Source organism: Halorubrum sp. Hd13, from assembly GCF_002252755.1.
Taxonomy (GTDB): domain Archaea; phylum Halobacteriota; class Halobacteria; order Halobacteriales; family Haloferacaceae; genus Halorubrum.
The window spans coordinates 1-18,178 of record NZ_NHOY01000071.1 but is presented as its reverse complement, the minus strand read 5'-3'; the positions used below and the strand labels follow the sequence as shown (position 1 = coordinate 18,178).

22 protein-coding genes are annotated in these 18,178 nt (G+C 70.9%); 14 read left to right on the top strand and 8 right to left on the bottom strand.

Going from position 1 to position 18,178, the window contains the following annotated elements:
• Nucleotides 1-23: 23 nt before the first annotated feature.
• Both DJ81_RS09625 and DJ81_RS09620 read left to right on the top strand, forming a co-directional pair.
• A complete protein-coding gene (locus DJ81_RS09625; RefSeq protein ID WP_094527120.1) occupies nt 24-374 on the top strand; it encodes a hypothetical protein in 351 nt (116 codons plus the stop codon).
• A 41-nt stretch (nt 375-415) separates the two neighbouring features.
• Entirely contained in the window at nt 416-784 is a 369-nt protein-coding gene (locus DJ81_RS09620) for a hypothetical protein (RefSeq protein WP_094589461.1), read from the top strand.
• A 47-nt stretch (nt 785-831) separates the two neighbouring features.
• Here the strand turns inward: DJ81_RS09620 and DJ81_RS09615 are convergent, their stop codons facing one another.
• The 4 genes from DJ81_RS09615 to DJ81_RS09595 form a co-directional block, all read right to left on the bottom strand.
• Entirely contained in the window at nt 832-1,185 is a 354-nt protein-coding gene (locus DJ81_RS09615) for an AzlD domain-containing protein (RefSeq protein ID WP_094522185.1), read from the bottom strand.
• A complete protein-coding gene (locus tag DJ81_RS09610; protein ID WP_094522194.1) occupies nt 1,182-1,811 on the bottom strand; it encodes an AzlC family ABC transporter permease in 630 nt (209 codons plus the stop codon). The genes DJ81_RS09615 and DJ81_RS09610 overlap by 4 nt, the downstream gene beginning before the upstream one ends.
• 143 nt (nt 1,812-1,954) lie before the next feature.
• Nucleotides 1,955-2,797, bottom strand: a complete 843-nt coding sequence (locus DJ81_RS09600; RefSeq protein ID WP_094589459.1) for an RNA methyltransferase — start codon at nt 2,795-2,797, stop codon at nt 1,955-1,957.
• Nucleotides 2,794-3,384 carry a hypothetical protein gene (locus DJ81_RS09595; protein ID WP_094527118.1) on the bottom strand — a complete coding sequence of 197 codons (591 nt, stop codon included), beginning with the start codon at nt 3,382-3,384 and terminating at the stop codon, nt 2,794-2,796. The genes DJ81_RS09600 and DJ81_RS09595 overlap by 4 nt, the downstream gene beginning before the upstream one ends.
• A 158-nt stretch (nt 3,385-3,542) precedes the next feature.
• Between DJ81_RS09595 and DJ81_RS09590 the strand changes: the two genes are divergently transcribed.
• Complete coding sequence (locus tag DJ81_RS09590; protein ID WP_094589457.1) at nt 3,543-4,145, top strand: DUF192 domain-containing protein; 603 nt, start codon at nt 3,543-3,545, stop codon at nt 4,143-4,145.
• Nucleotides 4,146-4,151: 6 nt separating this feature from the next.
• Here DJ81_RS09590 and DJ81_RS09585 read toward each other — a convergent pair whose 3' ends face one another.
• Nucleotides 4,152-4,382 carry a hypothetical protein gene (locus DJ81_RS09585; protein WP_094527116.1) on the bottom strand — a complete coding sequence of 77 codons (231 nt, stop codon included), beginning with the start codon at nt 4,380-4,382 and terminating at the stop codon, nt 4,152-4,154.
• Nucleotides 4,383-4,524: 142 nt separating this feature from the next.
• Between DJ81_RS09585 and folP the strand changes: the two genes are divergently transcribed.
• Nucleotides 4,525-5,805, top strand: a complete 1,281-nt coding sequence (gene folP / locus DJ81_RS09580) for a dihydropteroate synthase (RefSeq protein ID WP_094589455.1) — start codon at nt 4,525-4,527, stop codon at nt 5,803-5,805.
• Nucleotides 5,806-5,979: 174 nt separating this feature from the next.
• Nucleotides 5,980-6,684 carry a 6-hydroxymethylpterin diphosphokinase MptE-like protein gene (locus DJ81_RS09575; RefSeq protein ID WP_094589453.1) on the top strand — a complete coding sequence of 235 codons (705 nt, stop codon included), beginning with the start codon at nt 5,980-5,982 and terminating at the stop codon, nt 6,682-6,684.
• On the opposite strand, the gene DJ81_RS09570 is transcribed toward DJ81_RS09575, so the two are convergent.
• Complete coding sequence (locus tag DJ81_RS09570; protein WP_094589451.1) at nt 6,681-7,466, bottom strand: creatininase family protein; 786 nt, start codon at nt 7,464-7,466, stop codon at nt 6,681-6,683. The two genes, DJ81_RS09575 and DJ81_RS09570, sit on opposite strands and share 4 nt — an antisense overlap.
• Before the next feature lie 178 nt (nt 7,467-7,644).
• Here DJ81_RS09570 and DJ81_RS09565 point away from each other — a divergent pair, with 178 nt between their 5' ends.
• From DJ81_RS09565 to DJ81_RS09530, 8 genes are all read left to right on the top strand, one after another.
• Nucleotides 7,645-8,052, top strand: a complete 408-nt coding sequence (locus DJ81_RS09565) for a nascent polypeptide-associated complex protein (protein WP_094522177.1) — start codon at nt 7,645-7,647, stop codon at nt 8,050-8,052.
• 10 nt (nt 8,053-8,062) lie between these two features.
• Complete coding sequence (locus DJ81_RS09560) at nt 8,063-8,803, top strand: tRNA (adenine-N1)-methyltransferase (RefSeq protein WP_094527113.1); 741 nt, start codon at nt 8,063-8,065, stop codon at nt 8,801-8,803.
• Nucleotides 8,804-8,844: 41 nt separating this feature from the next.
• A complete protein-coding gene (locus tag DJ81_RS09555) occupies nt 8,845-10,002 on the top strand; it encodes a DUF5821 family protein (protein WP_094589449.1) in 1,158 nt (385 codons plus the stop codon).
• Nucleotides 10,003-10,075: 73 nt separating this feature from the next.
• Nucleotides 10,076-11,197: a pyridoxal phosphate-dependent aminotransferase gene (locus DJ81_RS09550; protein ID WP_094589447.1), complete on the top strand. Its 1,122-nt coding sequence runs from the start codon at nt 10,076-10,078 to the stop codon at nt 11,195-11,197.
• A 144-nt stretch (nt 11,198-11,341) separates the two neighbouring features.
• Nucleotides 11,342-12,544: a methionine adenosyltransferase gene (locus DJ81_RS09545; RefSeq protein ID WP_094527110.1), complete on the top strand. Its 1,203-nt coding sequence runs from the start codon at nt 11,342-11,344 to the stop codon at nt 12,542-12,544.
• A gap of 79 nt (nt 12,545-12,623) precedes the next feature.
• The gene (locus tag DJ81_RS09540) at nt 12,624-13,076 is read left to right on the top strand and encodes a DUF5804 family protein (protein WP_094558410.1); all 453 of its coding nucleotides are present in this window, start codon (nt 12,624-12,626) and stop codon (nt 13,074-13,076) included.
• Between the two features lie 123 nt (nt 13,077-13,199).
• Entirely contained in the window at nt 13,200-13,577 is a 378-nt protein-coding gene (locus DJ81_RS09535) for a hypothetical protein (RefSeq protein WP_094589445.1), read from the top strand.
• A gap of 87 nt (nt 13,578-13,664) precedes the next feature.
• Nucleotides 13,665-14,408, top strand: coding sequence for a ThuA domain-containing protein (locus DJ81_RS09530; RefSeq protein WP_094589442.1), 744 nt, complete (start codon nt 13,665-13,667; stop codon nt 14,406-14,408).
• 38 nt (nt 14,409-14,446) lie between these two features.
• Here the strand turns inward: DJ81_RS09530 and DJ81_RS09525 are convergent, their stop codons facing one another.
• The gene (locus DJ81_RS09525) at nt 14,447-15,115 is read right to left on the bottom strand and encodes a helix-turn-helix domain-containing protein (RefSeq protein WP_094522170.1); all 669 of its coding nucleotides are present in this window, start codon (nt 15,113-15,115) and stop codon (nt 14,447-14,449) included.
• An 84-nt stretch (nt 15,116-15,199) separates the two neighbouring features.
• Here DJ81_RS09525 and DJ81_RS09520 point away from each other — a divergent pair, with 84 nt between their 5' ends.
• On the top strand, nt 15,200-16,855 hold the full coding sequence (locus tag DJ81_RS09520) for an NADH-quinone oxidoreductase subunit D (protein ID WP_094589440.1): 1,656 nt from the start codon (nt 15,200-15,202) through the stop codon (nt 16,853-16,855).
• Between the two features lie 221 nt (nt 16,856-17,076).
• Here the strand turns inward: DJ81_RS09520 and DJ81_RS09515 are convergent, their stop codons facing one another.
• Complete coding sequence (locus DJ81_RS09515; protein WP_094522168.1) at nt 17,077-17,937, bottom strand: hypothetical protein; 861 nt, start codon at nt 17,935-17,937, stop codon at nt 17,077-17,079.
• Nucleotides 17,938-18,178 lie beyond the last annotated feature (241 nt).

Sequence of the window (18,178 nt, the reverse complement as noted above, 5' to 3'; positions counted from 1 at the left end):
GTCCCGGGCCGGTAGCGGGGCGCATGGCGCACGACCCGCTCTCGCCCTCCGAGGCCCTCCGCACCCGACTCGGGACGGCCGCCGCGACCGTGGCCCTCCTGACGTTCGTCTACTCTGTCTTGATTCTCGGGCAGATCCTGCTCGGCCTCATCGTCGCGTTCGGACTCACGTTCGGAGCGTACCTCAGTTACCGCACGTTCGCCGTCCTCGACTCGGTCGCCGACGCCGCTCAGCGGTTCGCCGCGGTCAGGGAGCGCGAGGCCGAGCGGGGGTCCCGCTTCGGCCGCGCGACCGATCGCGACGAGTCGGCCGGTGACGGCCTCGGAGACCGCGAGGCGTCTTCGCCCGATCGACTCACCGATCGCGATCGGTAGCGGCGGCCCTTTTAAGTCCTAAGCCGTCCATTCCGCCCGGCATGAACGCCCGTCCCCTCGCGGCGCTCGGCGTCGCGATCACTACGTTCCTCGTCGTCGCCGCCCTTATCACCGAGGCGCTCGCCGCCCGGATCGCGTTCTCGGCGATCGTCGGGCTGCCGGTCGGCATCGCGGCCGGGATCGTCACCGGAGCCGCGAAGCGGACGCGGCTCTGGCGCTCGCCGCGGGCGCGACCGGCTCTGCTCGGGATCGCCGCCTTCGGGTACGCGATCCTCGCCGTCGCCGCCGTCTCGTACGCCGTGCCGCCCGCTCGCGGGCTCGTGAGCGTCGCGACCGCGGTCCCGTTCGCCGCGGTCTGCGCCGTCGCGGCCGCCCTTCTCGCGCGGCGTTATCCGGAGCGGATCCGATAAGAGCGCCGGGCGGCGTCCGGGCCGACGGGCGGGCCGGGTCGTGCGCCTCACGCGAAGACGACGAACCGAAACAGCCACAGCACGCCCATCCCGACCGCGATCGTCGCGAACACGTTCTCCGTCCGCCACGCGACGACGCCCGCGACGGCGCCCGCGATCAGCCGCTCGTCGAGGAGGGTCGCGGCGACGGAGGGGCGCAGCGTCACCAGATCGGGGAGCACGAGCGCGGCGAGCACCGCGGGCGGGACGTACCGCAGTGGGCGTTTTACCCGGGCGGGCACCTCGTCGATCCGGCCGAACAGGTGGATGAAGGAGAGCCGGAACCCGTAGGTGGCGATCCCGATGAGGAGGATGGCGACCCAGACGCGCGGGGAGCCCGTGCCGAGGGGCGCGCCGGTCACGCCTCGACCACCTCCGTCGCGAGGCCGACGGCGATCCCCGTGACCGCGCCGACGAGCAGTCCGAGGTTCAGCGGGAGGCCGGCCGCGACGACGGCGACCGCGCCGGCCGCGACGCCGGCGGCGGTCGTCGGTCGGTCCTTCATCGCGGGGACGAGCAGCGCGAGGAAGACGAGCGGCACCGCGAACGTGAGCCCCCACGCGTCGGGGACGCCGGCGCCGACCACGACGCCGACGACCGTGCCGATCTGCCAGACGACCCACAGCGACGCGGCCGCGCCGAGGTAGTACCGCCAGCGGCTCCGGGCGGAGTTCTCCTCGAACTCCGCGACCGAGATGGCGTACGCCTGGTCGGTGAGCACGTACGCGAGGCCGGCCCGGAGCCGGCGCCCGTACTCGGCGAAGTACGGCGCGATTGAGGCCGAGTACATCACCATCCGGACGTTGATCACGACCGCCGTCCCGACGACGACCGCGAGGGGGGCGTTCGATCCGAGGAGGTCCAGCGCGGCGAGCTGGGAGGCGCCGGCGAACACGATCACGGACATGCCGACCGCCTCCGCCAGCCCGAGGCCGGCGTCGACGGCGGCGATGCCCGCGACGAGCGCGAACGGGACGATACCGAGCATGAGCGGCGACACGTCGCGCACGCCGGCCCAGAGGTCGCCGGTGGCGGCGTCGCTGGCGGCGTCGTCCTCGGTGGCGTCGCCGCCGGCCGCGTCGCCGTCGACGGTGTCGCCCTCGACGTCGTCGGTGAGCTCTCCCTCCACGGTCACTCCCGGGGGTAGACCGGCTCGTCGTACTTCGCGGCGAGGTGATCCGTGTGCTCCAGCTTCGCGTTCGCCTTGCGGAACGTGCCGAGCAGCGAGTGGACCTCCCGTTCGGTCGGGTGCGCGCGCCCGAGTAGCCGGCGCATCAGCAGCGCGTTCTTCTCGCGGACGTGCTCGCGCTGGCCGGTCGCCGCGAGGAAGTCGCCGAAGAACTCGTGGAAGCGCTCCACGTCGCCCTCGGGGGCCCGCGTGACCGCCGTGTCCGGGAGCTGCGTCTCGTCGACGGTGAGCTCGCGGAGCTCGTACAGCAGCACGGTCGCGGCCTGTCCGAGGTTCAGCACGGGGTAGTCGTCGTCCGCGGGGATCGAGCACACCTCGTCGAGCCGCGAGAGCTCCTCGTTGTTGAGCCCGCGGCCCTCGCGACCGAACACGATCGCGGTCGGCGCGTCGACGGCCCGCAGCGACTCCCGGAGCTCGGCCGGCGTCTTGAACGGGAACCGCTCGTGGCTCCGGTCGTCCTCGCCGGTGATCGCGGTGGTGCCGACCGTGTGGTAGTTCGCCACGACCTCGTCGAACGTGACCGTGTCCGCGTTCGGAAGCACGTCCTCGCGGGCGTGGCCGGCGAAGCCGTACGCCTCGCCGTCCTCCGTCAGCTCCGGCGGGTCGACCAGCTTGAGGTCCGAGAGGCCGAAGTTCTTCATTGCCCGAGCGATGGTGCCGACGTTGCCGGGCGTCTCCGGCTCGACGACGACGACCACCGGCTCGCGGCGGGTGGATTGAGCGCGGTCGTCGCTCTCGGCACCGGCGTCGCCCTCGGCCACCGCGTCCTCGTCCGCGCCGCTCATCGGTTCGACGGGTAGTCGGTCGAGAGGTCGACGTCCTCGAACTCGTCTTCGTCCAGTTCGTCGTCGGCGTCCCCCTCGTCGTCTTTCCCGGCGAGTTCGAGGATGTCGATCCGGTCGCCCTCGAAGTCCTGCTCGACGCGTTCTTGGATCTCCTCTTGATCCGGCAGGTCCGGGAGCCCGTCGGGGTCCTCCTCGACGTGCTCGACGGAGCCGTACCCGTCCGGGGCCTCGTTGCCGGCCGCGACCCACTCGTGGAAGCGGTCGCCGAACTCCAGGCCGCCGGCGTGCTCGCTCCCGCCCGCTTCGCGGTACCAGTAGATCAGTTCGGGCTCGTGTTCGGGGCAGAGCAGCACCTCGCCGTTGGGCTCCCCGTAGACGATCTCGGCCTGGTTACAGCGGTGGATCTCGCTTTCGCCGTGTTCGAGGTAACAGACGTCGCACGGCTCCTCGACGAGCGAGACGAGCCTGAAGAGCCGCTCTCGGGGCCCTTCGGGGATCTCGTCGAGCGGCTTGAGCTCGCCGTCGTCGGTGAATATCTCCTCCTCGTCGAACCGCCATCCGCGGAGGCCGACGCTCACTTTCGCCATGCGAGCGCCTAGACGAGGCGCGGATAAAAGCGCGTCCTTCCCGGGACGAGCGCGTCGTTCCGGCCTCGGCGCCCAGGCGCGGGACCGCTCGACGACGCGCTCGAACGCTCGCCGTTCCCGCCGCGGGGCATATACGCGAGCGACTCGTACCCCGCCCGATGCGACGCCGGGACCTGCTGGCCGCGATGGGCGCCGGCTCGGTCGGGGGATTCGCCGGCTGTGCCGGCGTCGGACCGACCGCGAGCGACGGGGAAGCCGACGGCGAGCGCGACGGGAACGCCGACGACAGCGACGGGAAGGCCGACGACAGCGACGGGGACGGCGACGGCGCGGCTCGGGCCGCCGAGTGGCCGTCCGGCGCCTACGCCGACTACGACGTGACTCTCGTCGAGGCCCGCACCCCCGACGGCGACCGCCTCGGGAGGGTGACCGCCGCGATCGCCGAGACGGGCGAGCAGCGGTTCCTCGGCCTCAGCGACGCCGAGACGCTCCCCGAGGACGCCGGCATGCTGTTCGTCTTCCCGGCGCCGCGGGAGGACCTGACGTTCGTGATGCGCGAGATGTCGTTCGGGATCGACATCGTCTACGCCGACGCCGAGGGGACGATCGTCGAGATCCACAACGCGCCGGAACCGGGACCGAACGAGGACGGGAGCGAGCAGACGTATCCGGGGTCCGGCCGGTACGTGCTGGAAGTCCCGTATAAGTGGACCGACCGAAACGGCGTCGCGGTCGGGGACGTCTTGACGTTCGAGCTGTGACCCCGCTCAGCGAGACCGCTCGCTCATCGCCGGCTCGATCGACTTCAGTTCCGACGTTCGAGCGACGTTCACCGCGAGCACGACACTCATCACGGCGAACAGCGCCACGAGCGAGAGGGCGAAGACGGTCACCCCGACCGTCATGACCAGTTGGCTCCCGAGCAGTTCGCCCCCCATCGTCGCGAGGAGGGCGACTATCGCGAGTCCGAGCAGTCGATCTTCGGATTTCGTGTCCATACGCGTGCTTCGTGCCGAAGGGCAATAACGCGTGTCCGACGGCTGCCGCCATGTCTCACACTGACACGTGTCTCCGCTCGCTTGCGACCCGTTGCCATCCCTCACTCGCCCCGTTTATGATGCTCGCGCCCGTGGTACTGTTATGCGAACTGTGGACGCCGCGGGACTCGGAATCGGCGACGATCACCCGCCCCGGATCATGGGCGTGCTCAACGTCTCCTCGGAGTCGCCGTACGACCCGAGCGTGTACGACGACCCGGGCGAGGCGGCCGAGTACGTCGACGAAGAGCTGATCGGGGAGGGTGCAGACATCGTCGACGTAGGACTGGAGTCCGCCAACAAGGACCTCGACGTGCTCTCGGCCGACCAGGAGCTTGACCGGCTCGACACCGCGGTCGAGACGATGGAGTCGACCTCCGGCGACGCCGTCTGGTCGATCGAGACCCGGTATCACGAGGTCGCTGACGAGGCGCTCTCGCGCGGCTTCGACATGGTCAACGACATCTGCGGGTTCGCCGACCCCGAGATGCCTCGCGTCTGCCGCGAGCACGACGCCGCCGTCTCGAAGATGGCCTCGCCGCCGGACCTGGAACGCCCGGGCGCCATCGAGGACGTCGACTGGGCGGCGCGGAGCGCCGCCAGTCCAGAGCGTAGCCGGAGCTACGCGGACGACATCTACGAGGCGCTCTCGATGAACGGCCTCACCGACAAGACGATCCTCGACCCCGCCTTCGGCGGATGGTCCGAGGCGAAGACCCACGCCGACGACCGCGAGACGCTCCGCCGCTTACGGGAGTTCAGAGGGTACGGCCGGCCGCTGCTCGTCTCGATCAACCGCAAGAGCTTCTTGAAAACGATCGCCGGCCGGACCACCGAGGAGGCGCTCCCCGTCTCGCTGGCGGCCACGTCGATGGCGGTCGAGCGCGGCGCGCACGTGATCCGCACGCACGACGTCGCGGAGACCCGCGACGCGGCGCTCGTCGGCGCCGAGTTCGCCCGGGACCGAGTCCGGTCGGGACGCGACGCCGGCGACGTCGCCGTCGAGGAACTCGACGTGACGACCGCGCGGGAGGCGGAGCGCCACCTCGACCGGCTCGGCGCCGACCCCGCCGCCGCGGGCGACGCGGCCGTTCGAACGTACGAACTCGACGGCCTCCCGGAGCCGGCCGTCGGGGCGCTCCGGGCCGCGACCGCGGGAGCCGAGGGCGTCGACGGAGCGGTCTTCGCGCTCCCGGCCGCGGCCGACGCCGCCGCCGCCCCGCACTCCGCGACCGACGGCGGCGTACCCGACGCCGACGGGACCGGATCCACGGGACTTCTGATCTGTACGCCGACCGCGCTCTCGGCGGTCACGGCCGCGGTTTCCGGCGTGTCAGTCGCGCTCGATACCGCGCTCGAAACGATAGACGCCGGCTGGAAGTAAGAGAAAGTTTATGCCGTCGTGCAGACAACCAATCGACCGGACGCCGGAGGGGCACGCGGGTAGGGGTACTCTGTGCTACTCCGGCCCATACCATATTCCACCCCGCCAGCGGCGGCGCTGCGCGGCGCCGGGGCGGGCCGACCGATCCGCCCGCCCGAACACGGGGGAGCGAGCGTGAACTTCGAGACGTTCGAGCCGGTCTACGAGGCGATCCTCGCGGACTTCGGCTTCGAGCGGGCCGACGACGAGCGCGCCCGCGACGTCGCCGCCGGGCTGGCGACCCCCTTCCCGCTCGACCGCCTCGGCGACTGGCGCGGCGCGACGGTCGCGGTCGCCGGCGCGGCGCCGAGACTCGCCGACGACGTCGACCTCGCCCGCGGCGCCGACGTCGTCGTCGCCGCCTCGACCGCCGCCGACGTCCTCCGGGAGCGGGGCGTCGCGGTCGACTGCATGGTGACCGACCTCGACAAGAACCCGGAGACGGCGGCCGCGTTGACGCGCGAGGGCGTGCCGGTCGCCGCCCACGCCCACGGCGACAACCTCCCCGCGGTCCGGGAGTGGCTCCCTCGGTTCGACGACGAGTGGACGCTGGCGACGACGCAGGCGGCGCCGACGGGAGTCGTCGTCAACACCGGCGGATTCACCGACGGCGACCGCGCCGCCTTCCTCGCCGACCACGTCGGTGCCGGCCGTCTGGTCTTTCCGGGGTGGGAGTTCGACGACCCGGACGTCGGCCCGATGAAGGCGCGGAAGCTGGACTGGGCCGCTCGCCTGCTGCGGTGGCTCGAACGTCGTCGCGGCGAGCAGTTCGACGTTCTCGACGGACGGCGGGAGGAGGCGGACGCCGCGCTCGACTCGGTGCTGCCCGGCCGCGACTAGTACGGCGATGACTCGACGCGGTCCTTCGGCAGCAGCTCCTCGCGGTCGCGCGCCTCCAGCCACTCCACGAGCCGTACGAGCTGGTCGGTCGCCGCCTCGAACAGCCGCGCCGCCTTCTCGGGCGTCACGTCGGTCGGGTCGCCGAAGGCGCCGTTCGCGGAGTTGTCGACCGAGTCGAAGAACGTCCGGGCGCCGTGGACCATCGCGTCCGACTCCTCGAGGTGGACGAGCCCGTCGTCGCGGGCGTTCTCGAACTGGTCCTCGCGGACGAGCTCGGGGGCGATGTGGGTGATCATGGCGGTCTCCTTCGGCCCCGCGTGCGGGCCGTTGTGCTCGAACAGCTCGTCGACGAGCTCCGGGATCGACTCGTCCCACATCCACTCCAGCGCGTACGTCGTCCCGTCCTCGTGGAGTCGGCGCGCGACCTCGCGGAGGTGCTGGACGTTGCCGCCGTGGGCGTTCACGTAGACGACCCGGTCGATCCCGTGGTACGCGAGGTTGCGGGTGAACCCCTCGACGTAGTCCCGGAACTCCGGCGGGTCGACCCACATCGTCCCCGGGAACTGCCGGTGGTGCGGGCTGACGCCCACGTCGACCGTCGGCGTGCGGACGACGCCGGTCTCCTCGGCGGCCGCGCTCGCGAGCGCCTCGGCGATGAGGTGGTCGGTCGCGAGCGGGAGGTGCGGGCCGTGCTGTTCGGTGGAGCCGAGGGGAACGAGCGCCACGGACTCGTCCGACAGCTTCGCCCCGAGCTCCGGCCAGGTCCGGTCGGCGAGATACATACCCGCAGGTGGTGTTCGGGACGTATGAACCCAGTCGTCCCGGCGCCGTTCGCCGTCTCGTGCGCGGCCCCCGCGGCGGCCGGCTCGGCGCCCGTCGCGACGGCCGCGGTCCGCCGGTCGACGAGGGGGTCGTCCCGTGTCGCCACCCTTTTTGTGTCGTCCGGCCGAACTCGCTGGTATGTTCGGAGGAGGCGGCATGAACCCGCGGAAGATGAAACAGATGATGAAACAGATGGGGATCGACGTCGAGGAGCTCGACGCCGAGCGGGTCGTCATCGAGACGGCCGACGGCGACCTCGTCTTCGACGGCGCCCAAGTCACCAAGATGGACGCGCAGGGCCAGGAGACCTACCAGATCGTCGGCTCCCCGGAAGAGGTCGCCGACGCGGGCGCGGGCGGCCCCTCGGCGGTCGAGGGCGGATCCGCCAGCGCGGCCGACGAGACCGACGAGGCCGCCGACGTCGGTATCCCCGACGAGGACGTGGCGCTGGTCGCCGAGCGCGCGGGCGTCCCGCAGTCGACGGCCCGCGAGGCGCTCGAGGACAACGACGGCGACCTCGCCGCCGCCATCGCGGAGCTGGAGTGACCGGTTCGGCGTGACCGACGCCGCGTACCTCCTCGTTCACGAGGACCGGGAGTACCTGCTAGAGCCCGGCGAGGAGTTCGGCACCGACCTCGGCGTGCTCGAGGTCCCCGAAGACGTCGAGGGCGGCGACACGGTCGAGACGCACCTCGGCACCGCCTTCGCGGTCCGCGAGCTCCGCGGGCCGGACCTGTTCAACCACCTCGAACGCACCGGCGCCCCGATGATGCCCCGCGACGTGGGGCTCGTGATGGGCCACACGGGTGCGTCTGGCGGCGACCGCGTCCTCGACGCCGGCACCGGGACGGGGATCCTCGCCGCCTACCTCGGCCGGGCCGGCGCCGACGTGACCACCTACGAGATCGACGCCGAGTTCGCCGACGTCGCCCGCGCCAACATGGCGACCGCGGGGGTCGCCGACCGCGTCGATGTCCGCACCGGCGACCTCACCGAGGAGCTGGACGACCTCGCCGAGGGCGAGCCGTTCGACGCGCTCACGCTCGACACCGGGGACGCGCCGGCCGTCGTCGAGCGCGCCGACGAACTGCTCGTCTCCGGCGGCTGTCTCGCCGTCTACTCCCCGTTCGTCGAGGGTACCCGCGAGGCGGCCCTCGCCGCTCGTGATGTCGGTCTCGACGGTATCGAGACGCTGGAGACGATCCAGCGCGAGATGGACTTCTCGGAGCGCGGCTCGCGCCCCTCCACCGCGGGCGTCGGCCACACCGGCTACCTCGTCTTCGCGCGAGCGCCCTGAGCCGGCGCAACGTTCTTTCCGGTCCCGACGCACCGGTCCGTATGGCTCCCTCGACGGGCGGCGACGGCGCCGCCGCCGGCGACGACAGCGCCGCCGCCGCCACCGGCGGCGACCCCCCGACCGAGCCATCCGAGGTCGCCGTCGCGATCGACGAGTACGGCGACGCGCTCGCGGGCTCGATCGAGTCGGCGCTCGCGGGGCGGTCCGGCGTCGTCGCCGTCGGCGTCCCGCTCGGGCTCCTTCCGTCTGTCCTCGCGGCTCGGAGCCGAACCGCCGACGGCGAGCCGTGGCGGGTCGCCTGTCGCCCCGGCGCGGTCGACGCGCTCGAGAGGGCGTTCGTCCTCGGCACCGCCGTGGCCGAGTCGGTCACGGAGGGATCGATCGAGTTGCGGACGCTCACCGGCGAGGCCGTCTCCGCCGGCGACGCCTCGGCGGCCGAGACCGCACCGCGTTCGCTCGTGTTCGCGACGCCGGACCGCGTCGACGCCGTCGCCGGCCCCCGCGCGGACCGGACGCTCGTCTCCGAGACGGGCGACGCGACCGCCGCCGCGCGCGGCGCCGCATCGGCTCGGTTCGAGGCGGCGGCGCCCGCGCCCGTCGGGATGCCCTCGCGTACCCGGCTGCTGGCCGCGGCGCGCGGAGTCCTCGACGACCGCTTCGCGGACGACGTCGCCGCGGTCCTCGACGCGCTCGATTATGGGGCGGTCGGCCGAGTCGGGACCGTCACGGATCGGGCCCTGTTCGTCGCGCTGGCGGCCCGACACGACCATCTGTTCCGGGACCTCCGCCGATGGAGCGCCGGCGAGTGGAGCGCCGGCGAGTGGAGCACCGGCGACGAATCCGGGAGCGCCGGAAACGAACCCGGAAGCGCCGGAAACGAACCCGGAAGCGCCGGGATCGGCGCCGACGGGGTCGGTCCCGACGGCGGCCGCGTCGCGATCGCGCCCGGTCAGGAGCTCACGGACGACCGCCGGGCGCTCGTGGAGCGGAAGCTGATCGAGTCGATCAAGATGCCGATGGGGCCGGGGCGCCCCCAGTTCCGTCTCAGGGCGGTCGACGAGGCGCTCCTCCGGGCCGAGCCGACCGAGGTGCTCAGCGTGCTCCGCGGGCGGTTCGCGCTCCCGCTCGACGAGGACGGCACGCTCTACCGCGGTCCCGGCGAGGAGAGCCGTCGACCGGTGTGGGACCGGCGGCGGTGACCGCCGGCCGCGCCTCCCCGTCGAGAGCGCGGACGTGACAAGAACTAACTCCCGGCGGCGCCCCCGAACGGATATGCCGAACTTCTCCGACAGGGTCGAGCGGATCTCCATCAGCGGGATCCGCGAGGTGTTCGAGGCGGCCGGCGACGACGCGATCAACCTCGGGCTCGGACAGCCCGACTTCCCGACGCCGGCGCACGCGCGTCGGGCGGCCATCGACGCGATCGAGGACGGGAAGGCGGACGCCTACACAGAGAACAAGGGGATCCGGTCGCTCCGGGAGGCGATCGCGGAGAAGCACCGGGGGGACCAGGGGATCGACTTAGACCCCGCGAACGTGATCGCCACCGCGGGCGGGAGCGAGGCGCTCCACGTCGCGATGGAGGCGCACGTGAGCGCTGGCGACGAGGTCGTGATCCCGGACCCGGGGTTCGTCTCCTACGACGCCCTCACGAAGCTCGCGGGCGGCGAGCCCGTCCCCGCGCCGCTGCGCGACGACCTCACGATCGACCCGGCCGCGATCGAGGCGGCGATCACCGACGACACCGCCGCGTTCGTGGTTAACTCGCCCGGCAACCCCACCGGCGCGGTATCCTCCGAGGCGGACGTGCGCGAGTTCGCGCGGATCGCGGACGAGCACGACGTGCTCTGTATCTCCGACGAGGTGTACGAGTACACCGTCTTCGACGGCGAGCACTACTCGCCGATGGAGTTCGCGGAGACGGACAGCGTCGTCGTCGTCAACTCCGCCTCGAAGCTGTTCTCGATGACGGGCTGGCGGCTCGGCTGGGTGTACGGCTCGGACGAGCGCGTGGAGCGCATGCTGCGCGTCCACCAGTACGCGCAGGCCTGCGCGTCGGCCCCGGCCCAGTACGCGGCCGAGGGCGCCCTGCGCGGCGACCGCGGGATAGTCGACGAGATGACGGCCTCCTTCGAGCGCCGCCGCGACCTGCTCCTGGAGGGGTTCGACGAGATCGGCCTCGACTGCCCGACCCCGCAGGGCGCCTTCTACGCGATGCCACGCGTTCCCGAGGGGTTCGTCGACGAGTGCATCGACCGCGGGGTGATCGTCGTCCCGGGCGAGGCGTTCGGCGAACACGGCCGCGGCCACGCCCGGATCTCGTACGCGACCGACGAGAGCGAACTCCGCGAGGCGCTGGACGCGATGGGCGAGGCGTACGAGGCGGTCCGCTGAGCGCCGACGAGAGAGCGCGGTCGCTCGGTCGGACGGCCGGGGGCGAAGTAGCGTCAACATCTGCCAAACAATTACCTCGAAGCATTACCCGGGCGCGGGAGGTTTCCGCAAGTTATACTGCGACCCACGGAGTACCGAGAGGTAATGGACCGGAACATTCAGGTCAGCCGCCTCGACCGGCGGGCCGTCGAGGACCAGGAGGTCGAGATCGTCGAGCGGAAGGGTATCGGACACCCTGACTCGATCTGCGACGGCGTCGCGGAGTCGGTGTCGCGGGCGCTCTCGCAGCTCTACTTGGACCGCGTCGGCAAGGTGCTCCACTACAACACGGACGAGACGCAGCTCGTCGCCGGCCGCGCCGCCCCCGCGTACGGCGGCGGCGAGGTCGTCGAGCCGATCTACCTGCTCATCGTCGGCCGCGCCACGAAGGAGTACGAGGGCGAGCAGCTCCCCGTCGACTCGACCGCGCTGGCGGCCGCCCGCGACTACCTCGCCGAGGCCATCCCGGAGTTGGAGTACGGAACGGACGTCGTCGTCGACGTCAAACTCGGCGAGGGCTCGGGCGACCTCCAGGACGTCTTCGGCGAGGAGACCCAGCAGGTGCCGATGGCGAACGACACCTCCTTCGGCGTCGGTCACGCCCCGCTCACGGAGACGGAGACGATCGTCCACGAGGCCGAGCGAGCGCTCAACGGCCGGTATCACGACGAGCACCCCGAGCTCGGCCCCGACGTGAAGATCATGGGCAAGCGCGAGGGCGACCGGATCGACATCACGGTCGCGGCCGCGATGGTCGACCGGTACGTGGACGGGCTGGACGCGTACGACGACGCCGTCAACGACGTGCGCGAGTTCGTCACCGGGCTCGCTCAGGACCACACCGACCGCGAGGTCCACGTCGACGTGAACACCGCTGACGACTACGACGAGGGGTCGGTGTACCTCACCGTCACCGGCACCTCGGCCGAGCAGGGCGACGACGGGTCAGTCGGGCGCGGGAACCGCGCGAACGGGCTCATCACTCCGAACCGGCCGATGTCGATGGAGGCGACCTCCGGCAAGAACCCCGTCAACCACATCGGGAAGATATACAACCTCCTGTCGACGCGGATCGCCGAGTCGGTCACCGACGAGGTCGACGGGATCCGCGACCTGCAGGTGCGCCTGCTCTCGCAGATCGGCCGCCCGATCGACGAGCCGCACGTCGCCGACGCGCAGCTCGTCACCGAGGAGGGGGTCGCGCTCGGCGACATCGAGGCGGAGGTCCTGACGATCGTCGACCGAGAACTGGCCGACGTCACCGACGTGACCCGGAGCGTCATCGACGGCGACGTCTCGACGTTCTGAGCGGCGGGACCGGAGGGTCGCTCCGCCTCGCCCCCCGACGACCGCAACCGATTTGAGGAGCCGGCGAGACCGATAGCGTGTGACGCGGGTGTGTCTCCTCGGCGATCCGGACGTCAACCTCACCTACGAGCTGCTGTCTCGCGAGACCGCCAGGGACGCGCTCGCGACGTACGACATCGAGGAGCCGTTCGCGAACAGCCTCGCCGTCGACACCGTGAGCCTCGGCGCCGCGGTCGCGCTGTTGAACGACCTCAACTGGTACCTCGTGCGCTTCGTCGACGAGGCGCTCGTCCGCGAGCCGTCGATTTCGACCGACGAGTGGCTCTCCCGCGGCCTCGCCCGCGAGGTCCGCGACGGCGCCGTCCCGCCCGAGGAGACCGACCAGCGCCTGAAGGTGTTCGGACTCGTGGACGGCCGGCCGGTCGAGCCGCTGTACGTCCGCCGGAAACAGGGCGAGACGCCCGAGTACGACCTCCGCGACGTGGAAGAGACGGTCGTCGTCCGGGTGAGCGAGTCCGAGTTCTCGGGGTAGCCGAAATCGACTTCCCCCTCCCCTCGCCCGGCGGAAGTTATAATTTAGTTAATCAGAATTAGCCGATCGATGGCCTCCGGAAACGCACTGGTCCTCGTCCCGATCCTGTGAGTCGTCGTGCTGGTGGGTTGGGCACCACTGCTGCTGTCCGAGCGCCTGCGCGACCTCTGTAGCCGGTGGCCGACCGGTCGGGTCGGCCTGAACTACCCGTTCCTCGTCGCGGTCGTCGTCTGCACCCATACCGCGGGATTTCTCGCGGTCGGCGTTCGGTTGCCCGCCGGCAGTCCGACGTTGCCGGCGTGGGCGTTCGGATCGACGCTTCTCGTCGCGGTCGGCGGCTGGCTGGCCGTCGCGGTCGTCCTCCCGGCGGTCCGCGACGTACGCCTCCCGGACGGGAGCCGACTCCTCCTCGCGGGCGGCGCCGCGTGGTACGGCGTGCTGGTCGCCGTCGCGTTCGCGGTGTTGTCCCTGGCGCTGTTCGTGCTGTTCTTTCCGGGGTGACGGCCGGCGACGAATGCTCACCCTCGGACCGCAGGTGCGACCGGTTCGGATACGATCCTACAAGTCGATTCGGGGAGCAGGAACGATATGGCACGCGTCACGGTCTGGAACGAGTATCGCCACGAGCGCGAGAGCGACGTCGTCGCCGACCTCTACCCCGACGGGATCCACGCGGTTCTCGCGGAGGTCTTCGAGGAGGCGGGCCACGACGTCCGCACCGCTACCCTCGACGAGGGCCCCGACCACGGCCTCACCGAGGAGGTCTTAAACGACACCGACGTGCTCACGTGGTGGGGCCACGCCGCCCACGACGAGGTGCGCGACGAGGTCGTCGACCGCGTTCACGAGCACGTGCTCGACGGGATGGGACTCCTCGTGCTCCACTCCGCGCACTACTCGAAGATTTTCAAGCGGCTCATGGGCACCAGCTGTTCGCTGAAGTGGCGGGAGGCCGCCGAGACGGAGCGGCTCTGGACGATCGAGCCGGGCCATCCGATCGCCGACGGGATCGGCGAGTACATCGAGGTCGAGGAAGCGGAGATGTACGGCGAGCGGTTCGATATCCCGGCGCCCGACACGCTCGTCTTCAACTCCTGGTTCGCCGGCGGCGAGACGTTCCGCTCCGGCTGCTGTTACCGCCGCGGCAGCGGGAAGGTGTTCTACTTCCGCCCGGGCCACGAGACGTACCCGGTCTACTACAACGACGACGTCCGGCGGGTGCTCCGGAACGCGGTCGACTGGGCGGAACCGGGCGACGGTCCGAACCCGGAGTTCGGCAACGCCGACCCGATCGAAGCGATCGACACGAGCGACGACCGGACGGTTCACTAGCGGCGGTACGCGGGCCGCTCACACGCGGCCTCTCGGCCTCACGGCACGTCGCGAAGCTCCATGAACGCGGTCATCACGGCCGATTCGGCCTTCCTGAGGTGTTCCGACGCAGTGCTCGGAGCGGCGTCGATCCGCTCGGCGACCGCCTCGACGGTCGCCCTCCGCGGGGACTCGTAGTAGCCGCACTCCACGGCGGCCGCGAGGGCGTCGAACTGCCGGTCGGTCAGTCCCGGGTCGAAGAGGTCCTGCCGCCAGTCGTACTCGCCGATCCGGAGGACCGTGGTCTCGATCCGGTCGGGGAGATCCGCGAGCGCGTCGCCTAGCGGCCCCTGTGTCCCGATGAGCGTCAGCCGAGCGACCCCGTTCGGGCGGAAGTCGACCGGGGGGACGACGACCACGCCGGTCCGCTGGAGCGGGCCGAACATCGCCTCGTCGACCGCGTCGCGTCGCTGCGTGAGAAAGACGTAGTGGCCCGTCTCGTCGATCCGGGTGACCTCGAACTCCCGGATCCGGTCGACTGACCGAAGAGCGTCGGTGTACACGTCGATGTCGCCCTCCACGTAGAACAGGAACGTGTCGTCCGGTTCGTCGAGGACCGTTCCGTGGAGGAGCACGTCCCGATCCACCGCGTCCGACTCGTCGATCAGCCGGTGTATCGGATGGATGAGGTCAGGCGGATATCTGAGTTCGATCCGGAGATACTTCACGCCAGGCGATGGCGACGGTGAGGTTATAAAAACCCGCACTGAGCCGGCAGAAGCGTCGGGTCCTCCGGCCGCGTTCGTTGGAGTATGTCGACCGACGCGCTGACCGAACGGAAGGACGCCGACGCGGAGGGTGACCCGTTCTCGTCGATCCGTGAACTGGTCACGGCACGCGAGACGCACCTGAACGCGCCCGCCGCTCGGATTCGCCCGGACGCGGTTCAAGCGGCGCTCTCGAGGCTGAAATCGGAAGCCGGATTCGACCACCTCGCCTGCGTCACCGCGCAGGAGTACGAGAACCGGTACGAGTCGATCTACCACCTCCGATCGTTCGATGACCCGACTCGGGAGGTCGGCGTCGTCGTCCCCGCAGACAAGGACGACCCGGTCTCTGAGTCGGCCGAGCCCGTGTTCCGCACCGCCGACTGGCACGAGCGGGAGGCGTACGACCTCGTCGGGATCCGGTACGACGACCACCCCGACCACCGGCGGATCCTCCTGCCCGAGACGTGGCAGGGCCACCCCCTCTCGATGGGGTACGACCAGGACCGCCCGCAGATCGCGGCGCTGTCCGAGAACGAGCCCGTCGAACCCGGATCGTCCGCGGCGACCGGGAGCGACACGATGCTCCTTAACATCGGACCGCACCACCCGGCGACCCACGGCGTCCTCCACCTGCAAGTCACGCTCGACGGGGAGGACGTCGTCGGCGTGGAGCCGGACATCGGCTACATCCATCGCTGCGAGGAGCAGATGGCCGAGTCCGGGACGTACCGCCATCAGATCATGCCGTACCCCGACCGCTGGGACTGGGGCGGTGGCGGCCTGCTGAACGAGTGGGCGTACGCCCGCGCGGCCGAGGACCTCGCCGACATCGAGGTGCCGGAGTACGCGCAGGTCATCCGGACGATGGGCGCCGAGTGCAGCCGGATCCTCTCGCACATGCTGGCGATGGGCGCGTACGCGCTCGACGTGATCGGCGACTTCACCGCGACGTTCATGTACGCGATCCAGGAGCGCGAACGGGTCCAGGACGTCTTAGAGGACCTGACGGGCCAGCGGCTGATGTTCAACTACTTCCGGCTCGGCGGCGTCGCCTGGGACCTCCCCGAACCCCGCGAGGAGTTCTTCTCGACGGTGCGGACGTTCCTCGACGGCCTCCCGCGTCGGCTGGAGGAGTACCACGACCTCCTCACTCGCAACGAGATCCTCCAGTTGCGCACGGTCGACACCGGCGTTCTCCCCCCGGAGGTCGCGAAGGAGTACGGCTGCACGGGGCCCGTGCTCCGCGGGTCGGGCGTCGACTACGACCTGCGCCGCGACGACCCGTACGGCTACTACGACGACCTCGACTGGGACGTCGTCACCGAAGACGGCTGCGACAACTACAGTCGCCTGCTCGTCCGGATGCGCGAGGTCGAGGAGTCCGCGAAGATCGTCGAGCAGTGCGTCGACCTGCTCGAGGACTGGCCAGAAGACGAGCGGACGGTTCAGGCGAACGTGCCCCGCACGCTCCGACCGGACGACGACACGGAGATCTATCGCGCTGTCGAGGCCGCCAAGGGCGAGCTCGGCATCTACATTCGCGCGGACGGCACCGACGAGCCCGCCCGCTTCAAGATCCGCGGGCCCTCCTTCTCGAACCTCCAAGCGCTTCCCGAGATGGCCGACGGCGAGGCGATTCCGGACCTGATCGCGTCGCTGGGGAGCTTAGACACGATCATGGGCGAAGTCGACCGGTGAGTCGCCGCTGTCTCGGACGAGCCGGCGGCTCACGACTGTAGGGCGACCGCCGCTACGGCGCGGACGTTGAAAGGCGACCGCCTCGCGCGAACGCGAGACGACCGGTGTGTCGCACGCCGGCGGCCGGTCGAGTAGGGGTCGGCCGTGACGGTATATAAACCCTCTTTCACAGAGCCGCCGAGACGAGGCGCTCGCGAGGCGCCCCCGAATCGCCGTCGCGATCAGTCCGGCCGGTGGACCTCGCCGTCGCGTCCGTCCGCGTCTTTCCGGCGGAGCGCGGCGGCCGCGTTGTTGGCGTCGTACCCGAAGAAGACGTCCTTCGCGTACGTCTCGGCGACCTCGGTCGCGTGGATCAGGTCGTCGACGGCGACGTCGACCGCGTACAGCTCCAGCGAGAACGGCGTCTCCGGCGGCGCGCCGTGGACGTCGTAGTCGCCGCCGAGCCGCGTCCGGAAGCCGCGGGCGATCGCCTCCAGCCAGTAGGTCGTCGCGTACTCGGTGTCGTACAGCGGGACGACGAACTCGTCGACGTGGTCGGCGAGTCGATCGAGGTCCAGGCCGGCGCGCGCTCTGAGGTGGCCTGGATACGGGTCGGGGTACAGCGTGAGCAGCACGCGGCCGGGGACCAGTTCGGCGGCGTCGGCGACGAACCCGGTGATGACGTCGGCGCGCCAGTCGCTCCAGCGCTCGCGGTCGCTCTCGGCGAACAGCCGCTCGCAGCGGTCGCAGCGACAGAACCCCTCGCGCGGGAACCCCACGTCGTCGAGGCGCACGTCGTCGCTCTCGGCGGCGCAGTCCTCGATTATCTCCAGCAGACCCTCGCGGTACTCCGGGTGCGTCGGGCAGATGTACGCCCAGTCGAAGTAGTCGCGGTCGCGGGTCGCCGGCTCGCCGCGCTCGTCGACGGGGACGAGGTCCGGGTTCTCGCCGGCAGCGGCGTTGTCTCCGAAACACGACACCATGTTCACCGCGTTCGGGAGCGGCGCGGCCGACCGCCCCGTGACGTCTTTCACCTCGTAGAAGCCGAGGTCGAACGGCTCCATCTCGACCTCGTCGGCGTTGCGCGTGACGACCCCGTACATACCCGTCGCTACGCGATTGCGGGGTAAAAACGGCGGGCATCCGCCCGCGGGGATCGGTCGGAGTCGGTGCGCGGTCGCGCCGCTCGCTATTCGACGGTCACCGGCTCCTTGTCGCCGGCGAACAGGAAGTACGCGAGCGTGACGAGCGACAGGACCAGAACGAGCTTCAGTTTCTTGCTCATGTCCGACGCATCGAGCGGCGGGCGCTAAAACCTACCGGAGCGTCGGACGGACCGGGTGG

What these genes read in the sequence shown, in the direction of transcription:
- DJ81_RS09625 (WP_094527120.1), top strand. Translation starts at nt 24, where the DNA reads ATGGCGCACGACCCGCTCTCGCCCTCCGAGGCCCTCCGCACCCGACTC.
- DJ81_RS09620 (WP_094589461.1), top strand. Translation starts at nt 416, where the DNA reads ATGAACGCCCGTCCCCTCGCGGCGCTCGGCGTCGCGATCACTACGTTC.
- DJ81_RS09610 (WP_094522194.1), bottom strand. Translation starts at nt 1,811, where the DNA reads ATGCTCGGTATCGTCCCGTTCGCGCTCGTCGCGGGCATCGCCGCCGTC.
- DJ81_RS09600 (WP_094589459.1), bottom strand. Translation starts at nt 2,797, where the DNA reads ATGAGCGGCGCGGACGAGGACGCGGTGGCCGAGGGCGACGCCGGTGCC.
- DJ81_RS09595 (WP_094527118.1), bottom strand. Translation starts at nt 3,384, where the DNA reads ATGGCGAAAGTGAGCGTCGGCCTCCGCGGATGGCGGTTCGACGAGGAG.
- DJ81_RS09590 (WP_094589457.1), top strand. Translation starts at nt 3,543, where the DNA reads ATGCGACGCCGGGACCTGCTGGCCGCGATGGGCGCCGGCTCGGTCGGG.
- DJ81_RS09585 (WP_094527116.1), bottom strand. Translation starts at nt 4,382, where the DNA reads ATGGACACGAAATCCGAAGATCGACTGCTCGGACTCGCGATAGTCGCC.
- folP (WP_094589455.1), top strand. Translation starts at nt 4,525, where the DNA reads ATGCGAACTGTGGACGCCGCGGGACTCGGAATCGGCGACGATCACCCG.
- DJ81_RS09570 (WP_094589451.1), bottom strand. Translation starts at nt 7,466, where the DNA reads ATGTATCTCGCCGACCGGACCTGGCCGGAGCTCGGGGCGAAGCTGTCG.
- DJ81_RS09565 (WP_094522177.1), top strand. Translation starts at nt 7,645, where the DNA reads ATGTTCGGAGGAGGCGGCATGAACCCGCGGAAGATGAAACAGATGATG.
- DJ81_RS09555 (WP_094589449.1), top strand. Translation starts at nt 8,845, where the DNA reads ATGGCTCCCTCGACGGGCGGCGACGGCGCCGCCGCCGGCGACGACAGC.
- DJ81_RS09550 (WP_094589447.1), top strand. Translation starts at nt 10,076, where the DNA reads ATGCCGAACTTCTCCGACAGGGTCGAGCGGATCTCCATCAGCGGGATC.
- DJ81_RS09545 (WP_094527110.1), top strand. Translation starts at nt 11,342, where the DNA reads ATGGACCGGAACATTCAGGTCAGCCGCCTCGACCGGCGGGCCGTCGAG.
- DJ81_RS09530 (WP_094589442.1), top strand. Translation starts at nt 13,665, where the DNA reads ATGGCACGCGTCACGGTCTGGAACGAGTATCGCCACGAGCGCGAGAGC.
- DJ81_RS09520 (WP_094589440.1), top strand. Translation starts at nt 15,200, where the DNA reads ATGTCGACCGACGCGCTGACCGAACGGAAGGACGCCGACGCGGAGGGT.
- DJ81_RS09515 (WP_094522168.1), bottom strand. Translation starts at nt 17,937, where the DNA reads ATGTACGGGGTCGTCACGCGCAACGCCGACGAGGTCGAGATGGAGCCG.